Source organism: Reichenbachiella sp. (assembly GCF_039941815.1).
Lineage (GTDB): Bacteria > Bacteroidota > Bacteroidia > Cytophagales > Cyclobacteriaceae > Reichenbachiella.
The window spans coordinates 104,575-124,150 of the sequence record NZ_JBDVDW010000057.1 but is presented as its reverse complement, the minus strand read 5'-3'; the positions used below and the strand labels follow the sequence as shown (position 1 = coordinate 124,150).

Sequence of the window (19,576 nt, the reverse complement as noted above, 5' to 3'; positions counted from 1 at the left end):
ACTTATCAGTCTTGACCTTTTAGTGTGAAAGTCGTATTTAATAATGCTTGTCAATCGAAGGTTAACGATTTGGATTTACCTACTGACTTGATTGAATTGATCATGGCATTGTCCAAGGTGTTCTGATTAGCCTCTTTTGGCTGATTTTCGGCTATGTATGTTTTTCGTTTGACACTCAATGTTTGAATCTGTTTTTTGATAGACGCTCTCTGTTCCGAATACTCTTTAATGTATGCTTTTCTCTCAGTCGAGCTCATATCTTGCATGGGTTCAGGAAGTTCTTCATCTATCATAGTTTCTATTACTTCATCGTTTTCCTCATAGGCATCAACCAGATCCCAACTTGAGTTTTTGTAGGCATGAGAACTTTTGGAAATAGCTCTTTTAACCTTGTTGGCCTGACCGTACGAGGCAGCATTGGCATCCTGCTTCATTTGTTTCTCTTTCTTATCTTTCCCATCTCTACCGTAATGTATATATGTTCGGTTCATTTCATCATTGAGACGATCTATTTCATCATCATAGGGAGTGCGAACATATACCGTTTTCCTGTCTTGTTCGATACTCATATACGACCCTCCAGTCAGTGTTGCTCCATGTCTCCACGAGGTGCGAACACCTTCGTTATAGTTGCCACAAAATATTGTATTGACTACGATGTCGTTGTCCTTGGCCAACTGGCATGAAGACTCATAGGCCACACTTCCTTGGCTGAAGGGCTCATTTCCGGCAATGAAGATCATTTTGAGATCTGCATTAGATTTAGACCAGTCTAGCTTTTTGATTGACTTGTCTATCGCATACCCACAGTATTCCTCACCACCATTAGTAGTAAGTGCAAAGAGTTTTTCGGAAATCTCATCCAGATCAGAGGTAAGATTTGTGACCATCCGCATGTAACCCTCTGTCCTCGGTAGGCCATCGTTTCCATACTCGAAGAGAGCGATTTGAATCTCCGGCCTGGCACCATCAGAACATTTGGCAGCGGATAGTTCGTTTACAATTGTCCATAATTGCGATTTGGCCTGATCGATCAGACCATCCATGCTGTTGCTGGTGTCGAGCAACAAGGCGAGCATTATTTTTTGTTTGTCAGGTGCTGGCTGAGCTTGGGCTTTGCTGTTGGGAGACATACAGCCTAGAGCGAGAATACTTATTAGAAAGAAAGCGATAGTTCGAACTGAAGTTGTGATTGAATTTTTCATGATTCTATTTTTAATTGATACTTCAAATCTGAGCGTTACCATCGAGAGAAAATAGCTGAAATGAGTGAATAGGCCTTTTGATTGAGGGAACTCAGTATTTAATTGAGTGACAGAGGATATTCAGCTTATATCATTGAATCACGGGTTTTTTATTCCATTGTTTTGTATGCAAATTTGTTGAGTCACCTACTTTAGTGAAGTATATGCAAGAGCCTCAGATTGTAGATTTAATGCCAAAAAAACTTATTGGATTCTCTAAGGAAATGTCCTATGCGTCAAACCTTACAGGAATGCTTTGGGGGCAATTCATGCCTAGAAGAAGGGAGATTCAGTATCTGGTATCAGAGGATAAATTTTCCTTACAAGTATTCAATCAAGGCTTTGACTGGTATAGCGCAGATGAGCATACCAGTTTTACCAAGTGGGCAACCATGGAGGTGAGCAAAGTAGAGGGTGTTCCGGATGGAATGAAACAATTCGACCTTGTAGGAGGGAAATATGCGGTTTTTACTCATAAAGGACTGGCCAGTGATTTTCCAATTACCTTACAATATATTCTTCAGGAATGGCTTCCAAATAGTGAGTACGATCCTGATTATTCTCGACCGCAGTATGAAGTCCTGGGGGACAAGTATATCAATCAAGATCCAAATTCTGAAGAAGAAATCTGGTTTCCAATAGTCAAAAAATCACTTTGAGAATTTCAAAAAATATAGCGCTCTTTTTATTTCTCTTACTTTCTACTGCTACAGTAATGGGGCAGGAGAAGAGTAAAAAGTCTAAGTATGAAAGCCTATCAAGAAGAAATATATCTACCGATCAAAGTGTGCCAGCATTATTGTTGGAGGCTGAGCAGCTGATGTATCAGGACGCTGCGGCTGCTTTAGCGAAAGTCGAGCAAGCCCTGGCCACAAGCATCACACTAAAGAGCACTTTTGAAGAAGCCAGATGCTATCTCACCTTGGGAAAGATCAATGAAAGTCTCAATGAACTGGAATTAGCATATCAAAACTATTTTGAATCCTATCAAAGGCTGAAAAAGAACTATCGTACGACGAAAGAATATAGAGTTGCTCTGGAAGGTATGGGTAGATCCGCATTCGAATTACAAAATTTTGTTGATGCAAATCGATATTATGAATTACTCCTTACCGAGACCTCGGAGGAGCAAAAGAAGCTAGAAATAGAACTGAAGCTAGCAGAGATAGAAGTTGCACTGGGCGACTCACCGAAAGCGCTAGAAAGAGTTAGCCAACTCGAACCATCGACCACCTATAAAGAATCCAATTCATTGCAGTCTCGAGGACGAGCGATCAAGGCGAGAGCTTTCGCTCAACAAGAAGATTTTGAGGCTGCTGAGAATGCTTTGGTGCCTAGTGAAATAAAATCAGATCAGGGGGACGTCAGCTATGACGAAGATGAGGTGATGGAAGAGATCGTAGTAGCCGAAGACTTTTTGCAAGATGAAGAAGCAGAAGAGCTTCTCAACATCTATCAACAGCAAGATAGAAAGGAAGAGGAACTAGCGCTCAGAGAAAAAATCGCCGTGAATAAAGCGGATGCAAATCTTCCTCTACAGGCGACAAAACAAAGACAGGCCATTGGTAAAGTGCTCAGGTCGCAAGGTCGCACTTCTGATGCTATTGAGCAGCTCGAGAAGGCGGCGGTATTGGCCGAAAAAACCTCAGATTTTAGGGAGCAGGCAAAAGTCTATTCTTCTTTGGCAGAATCCTATAACCATTCAGGAAATAGTACTAAGGCGCTGAATGCCTATAAAAAATACAGTCTCGCTATGGAAGGCCTCCTTCAACAAGAGCAGGAACAAAGAAGTCTTCGTGAAACTCTACTCAAGAAGCAGCAAGACATTCAAGAATTAACCAAAGATCTTGCACTAGACGAGTCCAGTTTCAAATTGGAAGAAACAACGACAGCACTTCAGGCGCAGCAATTGAATGCGCAACGCATACTGATTTATGGACTTCTGATCGTTTTGATTTTGGTCTTATTTGGCTCAGTATTGATCTACAGAAACGCTAAAAAAATTAAAAAAACAGGGCAATTACTGGCTCTAAAGTCTCTGCGGACGCAAATGAACCCGCACTTTATTTTTAATGCCTTAAACTCTGTGAATCAATTCATAGCCTTGAATGATGAAAGGGCAGCCAATAAGTTTTTAGCCGAGTTCTCCAAATTGATGCGAATGGTACTTGACAATTCACAGAAGGATTTTATAAGCATGCGCGAAGAGCAAGAGCTACTTACTCTGTATCTAAAGCTAGAGCATTATCGATTTAGAGATCAATTTGACTATGACTTTGAGATAGACCCATCAATAGATCTGGATGAAGTGGATATCCCGCCTATGTTGATTCAGCCCTATATAGAAAATGCCATCTGGCATGGACTCAGATATAAAGAAGAAAGGGGACACTTGCAGGTGAATATGATACGAAATGAAGGCGGAATTCAAATCAGTGTGGAGGACAACGGTATCGGCCGTAAAGAGTCGGGACGACTGAAGACGGCTAACCAAAAGAAAAAGAATTCGGTAGGCTTGAAGAATACCCTGGAGCGAGTGAGTATTATTAATGCGGTATACCAAACTAACTTCGAAATTAAAATTACAGATCTGGATGGTGAGCATGCCGGTACCAGAGTAGAAATCCTAACCCCTTTAAAACATGGGTAAACTGAAAGCCATATTGGTAGATGACGAGGAGGATAGTAGGCAAATTCTATCTAATTACCTCAAAAAGTACTGTCCTGACGTAAGCTTACTCGAAGAGTGTAAGAATATAGAGTTGGGCTTGAAGGCCATAGAAAAGCACCGCCCTGATTTGGTCTTTCTTGATATAGAAATGCCCTATGGTACTGGGTTTGACCTTCTGGAAAAAGTGAAAGAAATCACTTTCGAAACTGTATTTGTAACGGCATACGATAATTATGCTATTCAGGCTTTGAACATGAGTGCGGCCTACTATCTACTCAAGCCGCTTGATATTGATGAATTGGTTTCGGCAGTAGAAAAGATCAAGCTAGAACGGGAAAAGGATTCTGATTCGTTTCATGTACAGGTATTACTTGATAATATCAAACAGGAGAACGAACGACCAAAGAAGATAATGCTGCCCACTTTTGAGGGTTTTGAAATTGTACCAATAGATAATATAATCTATTGTGAAGCAGACGACAATTTCACAAAATTTCACTTGACAGAAGGAAAACCTCTTTTGATATCAAAAACGCTGAAGCACTTCGAAGACATGCTGCCTAGCAGCAAGTTTGTACGTATTCATAGATCTAGTCTTATCAATACGGATTACGTAGTCCGCTATACCAAAGGAAAAGGTGGGTATGTCACCATGGAAAACAATGTGGAGTTGGAAGTATCCCCAAAGAAAAAGCCTCAGTTTCTTGAAGTCTTCAAATAGTTTTTTAGAAAAGGGGCTCTCTATTATTCAGTTCTACCAATTCTACTCGACCTTTACCCAAAAAGGGGAGTTTGGTTTGAATTAAAAGTGGATATTGATTTTTGTCTGAGCTAATCCAAATTTCCACCGGCCGTTCTTTTTTCAGTTTTTCGTTTTCAGGAAGTAGTAAATGCAAGCGATAAGCGCCTACGTTTCGCCCATTAAATTCTAGAATTTCTTGCCCCATATATCGCACGCCCACCTTGTATAGTTTGTCTTCATAGTGCGTTGTCAGCATTACCGAATCCCCATGATTGAGTCCGAACCAGTTGTAGTGTTTGAAATACATAAAAGTCCCTAGTACATCCTGTGTGTCTTTTTCAAGTTGAACCCGCCAGGATCGATTAGGCTCATCTCTCTTATGATCCAAGACTTTCACATTTACGATCATAGAATCATAATCAAAATTGGTCCACTGCTCCCATGTACTACTGCCACTCGCTACGTTTTTTTCATTATACATTGGTTTTAAGGTGCGTTTGTCGATTATCGAAGTATAATGATCATCCAGGCTGCCTAGCCAATTGCCCAAACCAAGGGTTTCTGCATATACACCTACTTTGTAACATGGAGCGCCTTTCCAGTTGGAGCTATTGTCTATGGTGACTTCTCCACTACCGATGGTGAACCATCCGAGCTTCAGTTTATACTTAAGGCTTTCGTTTTTATTCTCTGGCTTGTTGGGGTCGTTGGATTGTGCATATAAAGCATGACTCAAAAACAAGGTAACCAGTAATATAAATTTGCTGAATTTTAAATTCATACTTCACATTTTAGGGTGAGCAATGATAATCAATTGACCGCATTAAATCGTAGATTTGATGCTTCTAACAGCTTCAAACACTAATTTAAACCATAGTCGCCGAGTTCTTGCAAAATCCAAACCAAAACTTATGCATTATGCCATGGCTTCATTTGTACATAGATACAAATGGAATGGTAAAGGCATGCTGTAATGCCAATATCACATTTGGAAATATCAACACTCAATCTGTTGAAGAAATTTGGAATGGAGAACCTATTCGCCAGTTTCGCAGATTGATGCTTGAAGGCAGGAAAGACCGCCGTTGTGCTACATGCTTCCAAAAAGAAGAAGCTGGGAAAAGCAGCATGAGGCTGGAGACCTTAGAGAAATTTGACCATAAACTGGATTGGGTAGGGCAGACTCATGAGTCAGGATTTTCAAAAAATTCCAAACCAATATATTTTGATATCAGATTTAACAATCTGTGCAATCTCAGATGTCGTACCTGCTGGCATGGAGCAAGTTCGAGTTGGTTTGAGGAGGCCAAATTGCTAAATACTAATCTCGGTCAGCAAGCTATAATACAAGCTACGACTGACAATATGAGCTTGATTGGCCAACTGCTGAAGAACCCTAACGAAATTGAAGAGATCTACTTTGCCGGTGGCGAGCCCTTAATGATGAACGAGCACTATGAAGTGCTCGACCAACTCATTCAGACGTCGTGTACATCGGTTCATCTTAGTTACAATACAAATTTGAGCACACTCAAACTTAAAAGTAGGTCTGTACTGGACCTCTGGGAAAAATTTGAGCACCTCACTATTTCTGTAAGTATAGATGGATTGCACGATCAGGCAGAGTACATACGAAAAGGCCTCAAGTGGGACTTGTTTATTGACAATATGTCAACAATCAAGGCGAGATTGCCACATGCCAAATTGGAGATAGCGCCGACCATTAGCGTATTTAATATAATTGGCCTTGGAGATCTGCATCAATATTTTGTAAACGAAGGACTGATTGGAGCGGATTCTATCTATCTCAATGTGCTCTCCAGACCCGATTATTACAATATCAAGATATTAACCGAATCTTTAAAACATCAGGCTGAGGCCAATATAAGAAGACATTTGGAATGGCTGAAACCGCTCAGTATTAGTGAAAATTTAATTTCTGAGTTTGAATCAGTTATTCAATATATGAATCACGAAGATTGGTCAAAAAAAATCACACAACTAAAGACTCACATTCAGACCCTGGACCAGATGAGATCAGAGCAATTCAAAGTGGTCTTTCCAGCGCTTAATTCTTTGTTTGATCCCTTCTAAATACCAGATGGTTGTCTTTGGAATTGGTAGGTTCGAAATAATATCCCTCATAATCGAAACCCTTGAGATCTTCAGGATTACTGATTCGATTTTTAATGATGTAGCGTGCCATCATCCCGCGTGCTTTCTTAGCAAAAAAGGAGATGACTTTATAGTCGTTTTTATTAAAATCAAGAAAATCTACATTGATGACCCTGGCCTTTAGTCTCTTTCTATTTAGTGCTTTGAAGTATTCTTTTGAAGCCAGATTCACAATGATCTCATCCTCCTGTTCTTTTAGGTCCTTGTGCATCAACTTTACAATTTGATCTCCCCAGTAGCCATAGAGTGAGGTATAGTCGCCGATAGAGACGCTGGTACCCATTTCCAATCTATAGGGTTGGATGATGTCCATCGGGCGTAACAGGCCATATAGCCCTGATAAAATTCTCAGATGAGATTGAGCAAATTCGAAATCTGATGAATCCAACTGATCTACATCCAGACCGATATAGACATCTCCTTTGAAAGCATGAACGCTAGGTCTGGAATTGTCCAGGCTATGCTGCTGCCTATAATTTTTGTACCTTTTTACGTTGAGCTGAGCGATGTTTTCGCTCACATCCATCATGGACATGAGTTCTTCTTCCTTTCTCTGGCGCATTTCTCTAATCAACTTATTCGTCTGAGTAGAGAACCTCGGCAACGTATGTGAATCGAATTGAATTTCATTTTCGAAATCAAGAGTTTTGGCTGGAGAAATTACTGCTATCATTAATTTGAAACTTCTAGTCGTGAGTGGCGAATTTAAATAGAATGATCATGACTTTCTTCCTGCATAATTTTCTATTTCAAATTTTTATCATTGAGACATTAATTGGATGTAGCAAAACTTATTTTGACTCCGCAAACCAGGATCTACATTCGAAAAGGAAATTATTATCAGATTTAACCTTAATTTGATCATGTTAATAGAACTTTATACCAAGTATATCATTGATGAGAATACTAATCTTCAGAATTGATTAATCAGAAAACCAACATACTGACTATAATATTATTGGTCATTCCGTGCACGCTGCATGCCTTGGCCCAATCAGAATCTCAGCTAAACCTCGCACCTTCCTTTGATACCTGGACTTCTCTTTTCCTATTTGTAGCGCTCCAAGGGTTGTTTGTATTCATCGCACTATTCAATCTGAAAGGAGCTCAGGTCCAGGCCAATAGGATTCTCGCCTTTTTGCTTCTGACCTTCTCTATTGTGATATTCAGCTATGTGCTGTATTGGACGAGATATAATCAGGTTTTTCCATATCTCAATGCTTGGTATCATCCCTTGATATTTCTGTCAGGTACACTGTTTTATCTTTACATTAGAAATATTACGACTGGTAAAAAGTTGAATCGACGGGATTGGTTTCATTTCATCATTCCATTATTGATCATTCTTGGGCTTACCCCATTATTTATTGATAATTACTTGGGCGAACGCTGGTTGCTCACCAACAAAACGCTCTATCTGATATTTGCGATTGCCATCAATGCCTATTTAAAACTGACCTATCTTGGCGTCTATCTGTTTTTGTCTTACCGACATTATTATAGAGCTAATCTGAGGGAATCATACCTCAAACCCTGGTTCAATTACCTACTTTGGAGTTATACTGGCTATTATTTTACCATAGTACTCTACTATGCTCTGGTCAATTTCAGTTTTTTCAATGTGGAATGGGACTACATGATCTCATTCGCTATGTCTTTTTTTATTTTCTGCGTTAGTTTTTTGGGATATATCTATCCACAGGTGTTGGCAGGGAAGCCTTTGTCCAATATTTTGTTGAGACATAAATATAAGAACTCTGGTCTGACAAAAAGGGGAGAAGAAGAGTTGAAAAACACTCTCCTTAAGTTGATGCAAGAAGATCAACTCTTCCTTCATAATGATCTTTCACTCGATCGATTGGCATTAGAGGCGAACACTACAAGGCATAACGTCTCGTTGGTCATCAATAAATACTTTGAGAAAAACTTCTTTGATTTTATCAATCAATTTAGAATTGAATTCGTGAAAGAGTTGTTTCTACGGACAGAATGCCAGGGAGAGCATATCATTCAATTGGCCTATCGAGCCGGATTCAACAATAAGGTATCGTTTAACAAGGCATTCAAAAAATTTACAGGACAGACACCGCTGTCCTATAAATCTGAAAATGCTTTATAGCGATTATCTCTTTAGGAAGATAAAGTCACCACCTTCGTCACCAGCTCCTTTGATATCTCCGAACTGCGGTACCTGGCCATGACTATTATTCATTACGGCTATTTTGAAGGAACTGAAAAGAATTTCTGCAGGCAAAAGACTACGTTCATTATCTTCTAATCTCTTCGTTAGGTACTCTATGAATACACTCTTGTCTGGCACTGTTTTCATAGCACCACTTGTGATAGCTTTTCTACTTGGTAACTTGGCTAGTTCAAGGGAAGCCATATTTTCTATAAACACATCTCTGGTTTTAAAAATACCACCACTAAAACATGCGTCGGCCACCAATAAAGTATGTTTGGTATGAATACCACCGATGTAGTCACGGATCATGGCATTGGACAACCAGGCAGCTTTAGAAGTTCGTTTAGCATCACTTGGCAACCAAAACCCTTGTTTTAGATCTTCATCCCAAACTCCATGACCTGCATAGAAAATGAAAAGGTTGTCGTCCTCATCTATTTTGCTCTGTAGCTCATCAAATGTCTCAATAATTTCAGTTCTTGTAGGGTTTTGAAGAAAGGTAATATTCTCCTCTTCGAAGGTGTAATTTCTAGTCAACACATCCTTCAATTTACGAGCATCGCTGATGGGTCCGTCTAGTTGAGTTATTGACGGGTCTTTATAATTATTTACACCGATAAGCAATGCATGATAGGTTTTGGTGCTAAAGTAGTCAACGATTCTGGAGTCCATCTCTGAGATACCTGCCGGCTTCGAAGGAGCGGAGTTTGCAGGTGCTGAAGCCACAGGCGCAGCTACAGGAGCGACTCTTGTCAGGTTGTTCAGCAACACATCCGCTTTACTAGACGATACAAACAACGCCTGCTTCTGCTTACCAAATTCATAAACATCCTTGCGATCTGTTACGATCTTGTAGTTAAACTTATCCATAGTCACTGCATCATCCAACAGCTGACTATTTCCTACTACCTTAAAGAAAGGAGAATTTTCCTTAAATGCTCGAGCCTTCTCAAAAGGTACATTTACATTGTACGTCATCCCATCAATCGTAATTGGAAACTCTTCTGTATCTGCATTGTATGTGCCTAGCTCTGTGATTCGAGTGTAGTACTCAGTATACGATCCTTCGATTTTATCTCGGTATAGAGATGCCCTTCTTTCGCTATCTCTTTTTTCTCTTTCAGCAAGAATTTTAAGTCTGGCCTTTTCCAATTCCTTGGCTACTTCAGCCTCTCTATTAGCCAGATTTCTGTAATAATCAAAAATGCCTTCCTTATACGTCTCTGCTTGCTCTAGTCTGGACTCATAATCTGCAGTACGTTCGAACTCACCGCGAGGTCTGAATAGCTCAGCTCGGAGATTCATTTCCTTATCTATCTCTGCCTTATATTTTCTATATACATCATCGCTGCTACTGATGGTTGCAATTGCTGATGCTGGGGCTGAAGATCGGGTCTGAGTAGAAGCCGTCATTGCCTGGGGTGCGCCATTGCTCCATACTTCTATATTATTATCGGAAATCTGAAGCATGATGGTTGCTTTGTCCGGGCTCACAGCTACCTTATCAATTTTCAATCCTGTGGATGAAATTAAGGCCACTTCATCATGTGGGTTGGATACGTCTCTGATTTTTACACCTTCGTCACCATGGATCAAAAGTTTGTTGTCTTCGTTAAGTACCCAGGCGCCATAGATTTTATCAAAATCTTCGGGAGTAGGGACCACTTTCCATTTCATCAGATAGCTCTTGCCAGATGCCACTTTCCAGAACCTTATCGTATAACGGTCTGTACTGGTCATCCAACCCGGCTTGGCAGGGTTTACATCCATGGATTCGATGCGTGCGTCGTGGTCTTTGAATTTTTTCTCGATGATGTCAAGATTGATGTCTTTGATCCAAATCTCTTCACTTCGGCCAATGTACATGTACTTTCCATCTTGCGTAGTTTTGAAAGTTTCCACTGCACTCGAATTGGTTTGAAAAACTTCAAACTTTCTACTATCCAATTCTATTTTGTAGATTTTCTGCACGGGGTCAACCTCACCTCTAGAGGCAAGGATGTACAAATGCTTAGTTGAGTTATTTAAATCCACCCACTTAATTTTATCGAAAATCGAAATTTTACTCAGCTGAGAGCCATTGGAGGCGTCAGAGAATACAATGTCAGAATCAGTGAAGGTGAGAATTTGATTGGCTTCTGAGTAAAACCTGATAAAGTTAATCTTGTCACGATGTGCCCGAACTTTATAGTTTTCAGTTTTACTAGCAAAATCGAAAACAGAAAGAATTCCAATCTTGTTGCCTATGGCAATGTATTTATTATTTTCATCTATTTGAAAATCGGTGATTTCACCTGAATTATCTGCTAACTCAGCTTCTTTTTTTGCCTGGCCTGTGGCGCAATAGCAAAACATACTGACTGCTAAAAGAGTTAGTGAAAAATGCTTCATGATTCCTGAGGTTTTTTTGATGAGCCAAATCTAAGAAAATATCTGGTATTTCTTACTTAAAGGGCCAAACAGAATGATTATGAGGACATCTATTCGATCAGATTAAAAAATCTATCGATAAATGCAACTATTTAACTATTAGAATTATCCTTAGAAAGTCAACTATTCTCAAACATACCATGTTAAGAAACTTTCTCAAAATCGCATTTAGGAATCTTCTCAAGAACAAATTATACTCTACAATCAATATTATGGGGCTATCCATTGGTATTGTTTGTAGCCTTTTGATCTGGTTATGGGTTTCCGACGAATTGTCATTTGATAAATTCCTTCCTAAGTACAAAAATCTTCATCAAGTGTGGGTGCATGCCGAATTCGATGGTAAAATAAATACCTGGCGATCTATACCGCTGCCCTCATACGAAGCAATGAAGACAGCACATAGCAGTGTGGTCAACTCAGTGGTGACGGGATGGGGAGGAGATAGATTACTGACCGTGGAAGAAACCAGAATTCTTAAAAAAGGATATTACGTAAGTGAAGAATTCTTGGAAATGTTTGAATATCCGCTTATCACTGGCGACCCTGCCGTAGTACTCGATGACCCTTATTCCATAGTAATCAGCCAATCTCTTGCACAAACTCTGTTTAATAATGAGGATCCTTTGGGAAAAATCATTCGATTCGAAGACAAAGTCAATCTAAATGTAACAGGAATTCTTGAAGATGTTCCAGGCAATTCATCGTTTGAATTTGAGTTTTTGGTTCCTTGGAAGCAGCGAGAGCTTATTAGCGAGTGGGTTGTACGGAATAAAACCAATTGGGGAAATTATTCATTTCAGGTATTCGTAGAATTATCGTCAGAGGATGCACAAAAAGATGTGGATGAGTCTATTGCTACGATGTTGGCTGACAACGGTCAGGACGACATGCCACGGACGTTGTTTTTGCATCCATTGGAACGATGGCGCTTGCATTCCAACTTTATCAATGGAGAGACTAAGGAAGGAAGAAATGATCATGTAAAATTGTTTTCAATTATTGCTATTTTCATTTTGGCAATTGCCTGTATCAACTTTATGAACCTGGCAACAGCACGCTCCGAACGACGAGCGAGGGAAGTAGGAATTCGGAAGAGCCTGGGGTCTACCAGGAGTTATTTAATTCTTCAGTTCATGGGAGAATCCATGATCATATCAGTGGTTTCTTTTGTTCTGGCTATTCTACTAGCAGAACTTGTATTACCAGTATATAATCAGCTAATAGACAAGGAGTTATTTATTAATTATCAGTCTTTGGATTTCTGGAATATTGGTATTGGTATCATTCTGATCACAGGTGTACTATCTGGGAGTTATCCAGCCTTTTATCTTTCCTCTTTTCGACCGGTAGAAACGTTAAAGGGTACAATCAAGGTAGGCAAAGGTGCTACCTCTCCACGTAAGGTTTTGGTAGTCATGCAGTTTGGATTTGCTATACTTTTGTTGGTGAGTACCATCGTGATTTTTAGACAGATTGAATTGGTGAAGGATCGTGACCTTGGATATGATCAGGCCAACCTTATTTCTGTGGACTACAGCGACGAATTGGCCGAAAACTATAACGTGTTAAAAACCCAGCTTCTACAGTCTGGAGCAGTCGAAGCTGTCACACGCTCAAATAGCAGAATTACCTCTATCAATTCAAATAATTTTTTGAGCTGGCCAGGTAAGCCAGACAATCTAAAAGTAATTTTCACCACGATTGCCACTGAATATGACTACTGCAAAACCATGGGAATCGAAATGCTCGAGGGCAGAGATTTTTCAAAAGATTTCACCACTGATACTGCCTCCATCGTCATTAACAAAGCGGCTCTTGATCTAATGGGACTAGAAGATCCAATTGGTACTACACTTGACCTCTGGGGGCAAGATCGACAGCTAATAGGAGTGGCGGATAATGTCATCATGGGATCTCCTTATCGCGAGGTCAAACCTATGTTTATGATAATAGATCCTGACTGGATCAATGCGATAACCGTTCGATTGCAAAACAATGGAAACATCAACGAAAACCTGAAAACAGTAGAAGCTATTTTTAATAGATACAATCCCGCTTATCCATTTGATTATCAGTTTGCTGATGTTGAATTTCAACGCAAATTTGATACAATAAATATGACTCAGAATCTTGCAACTGTATTCTCAGTATTAGCAATTTTCATCACGGGACTTGGATTGTTTGGTCTGGCTTCATTTACGGCAGAGCAACGCACCAAAGAAATAGGTATTCGTAAGGTGCTGGGTGCTAGTATTCTAGGCCTAATTGCGCTGATGTCAAAAGATTTTTCAAAACTCGTGCTTATCGGATTTTTAATCTCGACGCCGATCACCTGGTATTTGTTGGATCAGTACCTGGAGCGTTATCCGATTAGAATAGATGTACATTGGTGGATTTTTCCTTTGGTGGGTGTTATTGCCTTGCTCTTTTCATTGTTGATAGTGGGTAATCAGGCAGGACGTGTGGCGAAAGCCAATCCGGCAAGATCGCTCCGAGACGAGTAGTATGCAATTGAGGTTGCTACAAAAAAAAAACTGACATTAACCCTATAAATTATTTTTAGCCATCGGGTGACCTAAAAATAGAATATCATTATCTTGCGCGTCTATTATAGTTAGTCTATTTTAGAACCTCCCCTTTATCCCACAGTATCACCTGCTGAGGCAGGGGTATGCATTATCGGTGAACAGCAATTTAATGGTAAGGACAAAAGCAAAGCATAAAACTTTACTGCAACTTTCTAGATCAGATTATTTACACAATGGACGGTTCAAGGAACTGGTGCAGGAAGTGCTTACGGCCCTTACTTTTGAGCTTGATGTGGAGCGAGCTGGATTTTGGATTTTTAGTCAAGAAGGCAAAGGATTAAAAAATATCTGCCTCTACGACCGTATTGAAGATTCAATGTCCAAAGGCGAGCAGTTTGACGTCGCCAGTTCTCCGAGATTTTATGAGACACTAAAGACTAAGCTAATCATCAAAGTCGATGACGTAGCCAATAGTAAGGTAACAGAGGAGTTGCGTCAGGGCTATGTAAAAGATCATGCGGTGAAATCCTTGCTTGGTATCCAAGTATGGTACAAAGAAGTTACGCTGGGAGTGATCCTGGTAGAGAAAAATCAAGAAGCTATACGCTGGACTACCCACGATAAAATATACCTCACAACGGCAGCGTCCTACCTTTCTCAATCTTACAGTTCTCAACTTAGAATCAAAGAAAAGGGATTGCGACAGCTCACAGAAGCCAATTATCACTCAGTATTTAATGATAGTCCTGTACCCATGCTCATTTATGACCCCAACTCGTGGGAAATACTAGATGCAAACAATGGTGCAATTTTTCTGTATGGGTATAGTCTGGACGAATTCAAAAAGCTGACCATGAAGGATCTGAAGTCAGATGCTGGATTGGCTTCCAACTCGTCTGATCTGGACTATGAGCAAAAACTAAATGCCAAATGGAAAGCTTCGGAATGGCAACATAATAAAAAGGATGGAACACCCTTTACTGTGGAAATATCTGGCCATTCCACTACCTACAGAGAGAAGAATGCCAGAATTGCCGTGACCATAGATATCACAAGAGATAAGAAGCAGCGTGAGGAAAAGGAAGCAGTCATAGCCAAGTTGGAAGACTATGCATTTTATGCTTCACATAATATTCGTAGGCCTATCTCATCGATACTAGGTATTTTGGATCTTGTAAAAATGACCTGGGACAACCGTGAGAGTTATGAAGAACTCATGGCCAACTTACAAATCGCCACGATGGACCTGGATGAAGTGATCAGGGTGATGAATGCCAAACTAGACCTGGACTAGAAATAAAGAAAGAAAGAATAAAAAATTAAGATGAAAAATAAAGTAAGAGATACCATACTAAAGCGAAGTAGCTTTATTATTCTCATGTTACTGATGCTCAGTGCTGTTGCACTTTTGAGAATGCTTTTTACTCATCAGGATATCGACGATGTAGCACGTATAGACCTTCCTTTGGTTGAGATCCTTACTCAAATAGAAACTAATCAGCTGGAACAATCCATAAATTTTGAACGATCGATTAGATACGCTGAAGAATTTGATAAAAATCAATACGCATTGGTAGAATTCCAGCAGTCAGATAGTACGTTTAGATACCTTGCTAAATTGGTGGATGAAGACCTCATTTCTGCCGAAGAACAAGTAAAGCAGGCGCTGACCTACACTTCTAGTAGTAGTCAACTTTCGAAGCTTAGAACCTTGGAGGTAGCCTTGAAAAAACTGGAATCAGAACATACAAGTTATGAAAACCATGCGCTGGAAGTACTTGAGCTCCTGGAGCAAGGGGATATTCATACTGCTATGATCAAATCGGAAAGGGTAGAACAGGAAGAAAACGAATTCAATGGTCAGATCGAAGGTGTGCTTATGAGACTCGAAATGTTTACGGAGTCACAAGTGGAATCTGTCGAACAGGAAGAAGAATTATCCATGCAATGGATAGTAGTATTGACCATATTTTTTACCACATTATCGTTGGTGGCTGTTTATACTTTTAGTTATAAAATATGGGTGCCCTTGGAGCAGATTCGACAAGGCGCAGAGCGTTTAGGTGCTGGCAATTTGGATACCAGAATTCAGTTGAAACCTGAGAGTATTACTGAAGACCTTGTAGACGCTTTTAATAATATGGCCGATAGGCTACAAACAGCTCAAGAAGAAATTGAGCGCTTTACGCACTTTTCTTATAGCACTGCGCATGATTTGAAAGCACCAGTCAATAACATGAAGTCGCTCATCGAGATGTTGGAAAATACCAAAATGGGAGACAACAGTTATGACACGGTTCTCAAGAATGTAAAAAGAAGTGCAGATCAGTTGTCCACCACAGTCAATGCGCTCAATGATGTAAATCACCTTCGTGCGTCTCTGAGCCAAGATCCTCAGCTAGTCTCGTTTGACAAAATATTGGCTGAGGTAGCACAAGGGATGCTTCAGGATATTAAAGATTCAAATGCTACGTTCAGGAAGGATTTTACGGCTTGTAAGCAAATCAACTACCCACCGTTACATTTGAAAAGCATTATGCAAAACTTACTCACGAATGCTGTCAAATATAAAAACCCAGAGCAGCCCTTAGTTATCGAACTGAAGACAGAAATAAACAAAGGCAGAGTAAGCTTGACGGTAAAAGATACCGGACTAGGATTTGATGCGGTTAAATACAAAGAAGAAATAATGAAACCATTTGTTCGCCTTCATTCACATGTGAATGGTAGCGGACTAGGGATGTATATCATTAATACAATCCTGAGTTATCATCATGGAGAATTGCATGTAGAAAGTCGTCCTAAACAAGGAGCTAAATTTACTGTTCACTTAAACGAAATGGATTAAAATCCAGAATCATCACTTTCATCAATTACTGGATCCAGCGTCTCAGAATCTAATTCTTTGAGGTGGTGAATATGCTCGTCTACTAAGTCAACACGTTCGGTGACAGCATCAATATACTGAGTCAGTTCTTCTTCCAGTGCATCGATGTCCTTGTCAAAACCGCCACTGTCCTTCTTGGCGAGATTCTTTTCTATATGAATGACTTTTTTGCATTCTTCTTTTAGAAAAGCTACAAAATTTGGAGTCGTATATTTTGTCTCGAGGGTCAAAATATCATCCAATGTTTCTTTAGCTGCAGCATCTTCATTGGTGTCATATTTATCTGTGACAGTAAAATACAGCGTAGTGTCGTAGTGATGAATCTTACGTAGTAGTTGTGAAATCCCTCTTCGATAGGGGTTGGAATGGCAATATTCTTTCATGCCAGTGTACGACTCCATTTTCAAAGCTTCTATGTCCCACTTCGTACGCAACTCGTCAATGATAGAAATTATATCCTTCTGTGAGTCCTCTTGGGCGACTAGTGGAGTATTGAAGAGAAGGGTTGAAAAGAAAAAAAAGTATATGTATTTCATAGGCACTGGAAATAAAGAGTCAATCAAGCAAAACAAAAATATAGGTTATCATGCAAACAAAAAGCGTCAATTGATAAATATACCCTAAGTGTCAGTAATAATCCATGTCTATTAGAACACATTACGAAATAGCTTGTTCGAGAATATTCAGTATTTGACAAAGATTCCCTATTTTACTAATTATATCAACCATTTATAATTATGAGAATATTATATGTAATTATTTTAAGTATGTCCTTTGCATTGCTTGATAGCGAGGTATTGGCTCAGAGTTATTCTGAGGCCTTTAAGGATGGAGGTACTTATTACAAACATGCTCGATTCGAGGAGGCCATTGCCAAATTTAACGAAGCTTTAAAATACAATAACCGATCGGACAAGGCCTGGTTTTATTTGGCTATGTCGTTCAAAAGAAATAATCAACCAAAGCAAGCGGCCATCGCTTTTGAAAAGCTAAGAGGTGTGAACCCTAATTATAATCCTGCCTTTTATTTTGAAGGAGGAGAGGTATTTATTGAAATCAACAGTTTGTCTAGAGCCAAAAGGTATTTTGAAACCTTTCTTGAGCGATACCCGGATAAACCCAAGAATACAATGAAACGACATGAGGCCAAAAATAGATTGGAGTATGTCGTCAGCAGTGCTATTATTAGAAAACAGCCCAATACTACTTCAGATCCTGTTCAGGTTGCCCAACTCAATAGTACCGCAAATGATTACGCTCCGCAGGTAAATCCAGTAGGAACCAGACTCTATTTCACTAGCGTAAGACAAGGAGGTTTTGATAATGTTCAAGACAGCTCACGTGCTAATCACTATGGGGAAGATATATATGTCTCAAATCTTTTGGACAATTCATGGAGTCCACCAATTATGCTTCCCGAACCAATAAATTCGATCAATGATGATTTTGGTTCAGCATTTACGGGTGATGGGCAGACGATGGTCTACGTCAGATGTGGCGGTGATGAAAGCGTCGGTAATTGTGATCTATATATTACTACGTTGGATGGCACCAGATGGTCAGAGCCTGTAAATATGGGCAATGTAGTCAATAGTGAGGATTGGGAATCGCAGCCAACCATTAGCTCAGATGGTACTCGTATAATTTTCACTTCGTCCAGAGACGGAGGGTATGGTGGAGCAGATCTGTACATGACCGAAATCAATCACCTCGGTGATTGGGGGATCCCACAAAATCTGGGAGGAATCATCAATACACCACTAAGTGATAATAGTCCATTTTTAGCAGCTGATGGCAAGACCCTTTACTATGCCACCAGTGGTCATCCTGGATATGGTGGTGCAGATATTTTTTATAGCGTATTTGAAAATGGGAAATGGTCTAGACCGATTAATCTTGGAGCGCCTATAAATTCTTCTGGAGAAGACAAAAATTTCAGTATATCAGGATCAGGAAAAGCATATTTCTCATCATCCAGAAACAGCGACAGCTACAATATATATGAGACTGAGCTTCCAGACTACCTGAAGCCAAAGCCTACAGCAGTCATAGCCGGCATCGTCTCAAACGCCAATTCAGGTGCACCTCTTGGAGCACTAGTATTGATCGAAGATATAGACACTGGAGAGCTGATTGCTATCAATAAAAGTAATTCTGAAAGTGGTGAGTATTTGGTTGTGCTTCCTGCCGGCAGAAACTACAGTGTATCGGCCAGTAAGGATGGATATTTCTTCTACTCCCAAAGTTTTGATTTGCCTAAGGATACAACCTACCAGGAAATCACGAAGGACATCAATCTGGAACCTATAGAAAAAGGAACCAAGGTGGTGTTGAACAATATTTTCTTCGAGTCAGGAAGAGCTGAGCTCAAGCCGATAAGCTATGTAGAATTAAATAAGGCAGCCGAACTACTACAAAACAATGGTTCTATGGTGATAGAAGTAGGAGGTCATACTGACAATTTGGGATCAGAAGAAGCCAATCTCAGACTGTCTCAATCTAGAGCTAATGCTGTGGTCGATTATTTGAAGTTAGCAGGTATAGAAGAGACTAGATTACAAGCAAAGGGATATGGAGAATCTACACCTATAGCTGACAATAGTACCAACGAAGGAAGAAAAGCAAACCGTCGAACAGAATTTGTGATAGTAGAGTTTTAGTTATTACTCGAAAATTATTTATTCCAACTAAAAATGCTGGCACTTTCATAT

The 19,576-nt window shown here is 39.8% G+C and carries 14 protein-coding genes; 9 read left to right on the top strand and 5 right to left on the bottom strand.

All coding sequences use genetic code 11. From position 1 onward, the window contains the following. Positions 1 to 50: 50 nt before the first annotated feature. Positions 51 to 1,205, bottom strand: coding sequence for a vWA domain-containing protein (locus ABJF11_RS12475; protein WP_348120198.1), 1,155 nt, complete (start codon positions 1,203 to 1,205; stop codon positions 51 to 53). Between the two features lie 203 nt (positions 1,206 to 1,408). On the opposite strand from ABJF11_RS12475, the gene ABJF11_RS12470 reads away from it, so the two are divergent. From ABJF11_RS12470 to ABJF11_RS12460, 3 genes are read left to right on the top strand one after another with little or no spacing between them, the layout of a single operon-like run. Further along, a complete protein-coding gene (locus tag ABJF11_RS12470) occupies positions 1,409 to 1,903 on the top strand; it encodes a GyrI-like domain-containing protein (RefSeq protein WP_348120197.1) in 495 nt (164 codons plus the stop codon). Next, positions 1,900 to 3,894 carry a histidine kinase gene (locus ABJF11_RS12465; protein WP_348120196.1) on the top strand — a complete coding sequence of 665 codons (1,995 nt, stop codon included), beginning with the start codon at positions 1,900 to 1,902 and terminating at the stop codon, positions 3,892 to 3,894. The genes ABJF11_RS12470 and ABJF11_RS12465 overlap by 4 nt, the downstream gene beginning before the upstream one ends. Further along, the gene (locus ABJF11_RS12460; RefSeq protein WP_348120195.1) at positions 3,887 to 4,636 is read left to right on the top strand and encodes a LytTR family DNA-binding domain-containing protein; all 750 of its coding nucleotides are present in this window, start codon (positions 3,887 to 3,889) and stop codon (positions 4,634 to 4,636) included. Before ABJF11_RS12465 ends, ABJF11_RS12460 begins: the two co-directional genes overlap by 8 nt. 4 nt (positions 4,637 to 4,640) lie before the next feature. Here ABJF11_RS12460 and ABJF11_RS12455 read toward each other — a convergent pair whose 3' ends face one another. Then, positions 4,641 to 5,438, bottom strand: a complete 798-nt coding sequence (locus ABJF11_RS12455; protein WP_348120194.1) for a DUF3108 domain-containing protein — start codon at positions 5,436 to 5,438, stop codon at positions 4,641 to 4,643. A gap of 137 nt (positions 5,439 to 5,575) precedes the next feature. On the opposite strand from ABJF11_RS12455, the gene ABJF11_RS12450 reads away from it, so the two are divergent. After that, on the top strand, positions 5,576 to 6,751 hold the full coding sequence (locus tag ABJF11_RS12450; RefSeq protein WP_348120193.1) for a twitch domain-containing radical SAM protein: 1,176 nt from the start codon (positions 5,576 to 5,578) through the stop codon (positions 6,749 to 6,751). On the opposite strand, the gene yaaA is transcribed toward ABJF11_RS12450, so the two are convergent. Further along, positions 6,726 to 7,505: a peroxide stress protein YaaA gene (yaaA, locus tag ABJF11_RS12445; RefSeq protein ID WP_348120192.1), complete on the bottom strand. Its 780-nt coding sequence runs from the start codon at positions 7,503 to 7,505 to the stop codon at positions 6,726 to 6,728. The genes ABJF11_RS12450 and yaaA overlap by 26 nt on opposite strands. Positions 7,506 to 7,751: 246 nt before the next feature. Here yaaA and ABJF11_RS12440 point away from each other — a divergent pair, with 246 nt between their 5' ends. Then, positions 7,752 to 8,951: an AraC family transcriptional regulator gene (locus ABJF11_RS12440; protein ID WP_348120191.1), complete on the top strand. Its 1,200-nt coding sequence runs from the start codon at positions 7,752 to 7,754 to the stop codon at positions 8,949 to 8,951. Positions 8,952 to 8,954: 3 nt separating this feature from the next. Here the strand turns inward: ABJF11_RS12440 and ABJF11_RS12435 are convergent, their stop codons facing one another. After that, a complete protein-coding gene (locus ABJF11_RS12435) occupies positions 8,955 to 11,408 on the bottom strand; it encodes a caspase family protein (RefSeq protein WP_348120190.1) in 2,454 nt (817 codons plus the stop codon). A 179-nt stretch (positions 11,409 to 11,587) separates the two neighbouring features. Between ABJF11_RS12435 and ABJF11_RS12430 the strand changes: the two genes are divergently transcribed. The 3 genes from ABJF11_RS12430 to ABJF11_RS12420 all read left to right on the top strand — a co-directional run bounded on the left by ABJF11_RS12430 (position 11,588) and on the right by ABJF11_RS12420 (position 16,826). Beyond that, positions 11,588 to 13,954 carry an ABC transporter permease gene (locus ABJF11_RS12430; protein WP_348120189.1) on the top strand — a complete coding sequence of 789 codons (2,367 nt, stop codon included), beginning with the start codon at positions 11,588 to 11,590 and terminating at the stop codon, positions 13,952 to 13,954. Between the two features lie 193 nt (positions 13,955 to 14,147). After that, positions 14,148 to 15,272 carry a PAS domain S-box protein gene (locus ABJF11_RS12425; RefSeq protein WP_348120188.1) on the top strand — a complete coding sequence of 375 codons (1,125 nt, stop codon included), beginning with the start codon at positions 14,148 to 14,150 and terminating at the stop codon, positions 15,270 to 15,272. Positions 15,273 to 15,302: 30 nt separating this feature from the next. After that, positions 15,303 to 16,826, top strand: a complete 1,524-nt coding sequence (locus ABJF11_RS12420; RefSeq protein ID WP_348120187.1) for a HAMP domain-containing sensor histidine kinase — start codon at positions 15,303 to 15,305, stop codon at positions 16,824 to 16,826. Here the strand turns inward: ABJF11_RS12420 and ABJF11_RS12415 are convergent. After that, positions 16,823 to 17,401 (bottom strand): hypothetical protein, encoded by a 579-nt coding sequence (locus tag ABJF11_RS12415; protein WP_348120186.1) that lies wholly within the window; start codon positions 17,399 to 17,401, stop codon positions 16,823 to 16,825. The genes ABJF11_RS12420 and ABJF11_RS12415 overlap by 4 nt on opposite strands. A gap of 201 nt (positions 17,402 to 17,602) precedes the next feature. On the opposite strand from ABJF11_RS12415, the gene ABJF11_RS12410 reads away from it, so the two are divergent. Further along, a complete protein-coding gene (locus ABJF11_RS12410; protein ID WP_348120185.1) occupies positions 17,603 to 19,525 on the top strand; it encodes an OmpA family protein in 1,923 nt (640 codons plus the stop codon). Positions 19,526 to 19,576 lie beyond the last annotated feature (51 nt).

Excerpts from the sequence above, each read along its gene's own strand:
- ABJF11_RS12475 (WP_348120198.1), bottom strand. The coding sequence starts at position 1,205 with ATGAAAAATTCAATCACAACTTCAGTTCGAACTATCGCTTTCTTTCTA.
- ABJF11_RS12470 (WP_348120197.1), top strand. The coding sequence starts at position 1,409 with ATGCAAGAGCCTCAGATTGTAGATTTAATGCCAAAAAAACTTATTGGA.
- ABJF11_RS12460 (WP_348120195.1), top strand. The coding sequence starts at position 3,887 with ATGGGTAAACTGAAAGCCATATTGGTAGATGACGAGGAGGATAGTAGG.
- ABJF11_RS12455 (WP_348120194.1), bottom strand. The coding sequence starts at position 5,438 with ATGAATTTAAAATTCAGCAAATTTATATTACTGGTTACCTTGTTTTTG.
- ABJF11_RS12450 (WP_348120193.1), top strand. The coding sequence starts at position 5,576 with ATGCCATGGCTTCATTTGTACATAGATACAAATGGAATGGTAAAGGCA.
- yaaA (WP_348120192.1), bottom strand. The coding sequence starts at position 7,505 with ATGATAGCAGTAATTTCTCCAGCCAAAACTCTTGATTTCGAAAATGAA.
- ABJF11_RS12435 (WP_348120190.1), bottom strand. The coding sequence starts at position 11,408 with ATGAAGCATTTTTCACTAACTCTTTTAGCAGTCAGTATGTTTTGCTAT.
- ABJF11_RS12430 (WP_348120189.1), top strand. The coding sequence starts at position 11,588 with ATGTTAAGAAACTTTCTCAAAATCGCATTTAGGAATCTTCTCAAGAAC.
- ABJF11_RS12425 (WP_348120188.1), top strand. The coding sequence starts at position 14,148 with ATGGTAAGGACAAAAGCAAAGCATAAAACTTTACTGCAACTTTCTAGA.
- ABJF11_RS12420 (WP_348120187.1), top strand. The coding sequence starts at position 15,303 with ATGAAAAATAAAGTAAGAGATACCATACTAAAGCGAAGTAGCTTTATT.
- ABJF11_RS12415 (WP_348120186.1), bottom strand. The coding sequence starts at position 17,401 with ATGAAATACATATACTTTTTTTTCTTTTCAACCCTTCTCTTCAATACT.
- ABJF11_RS12410 (WP_348120185.1), top strand. The coding sequence starts at position 17,603 with ATGAGAATATTATATGTAATTATTTTAAGTATGTCCTTTGCATTGCTT.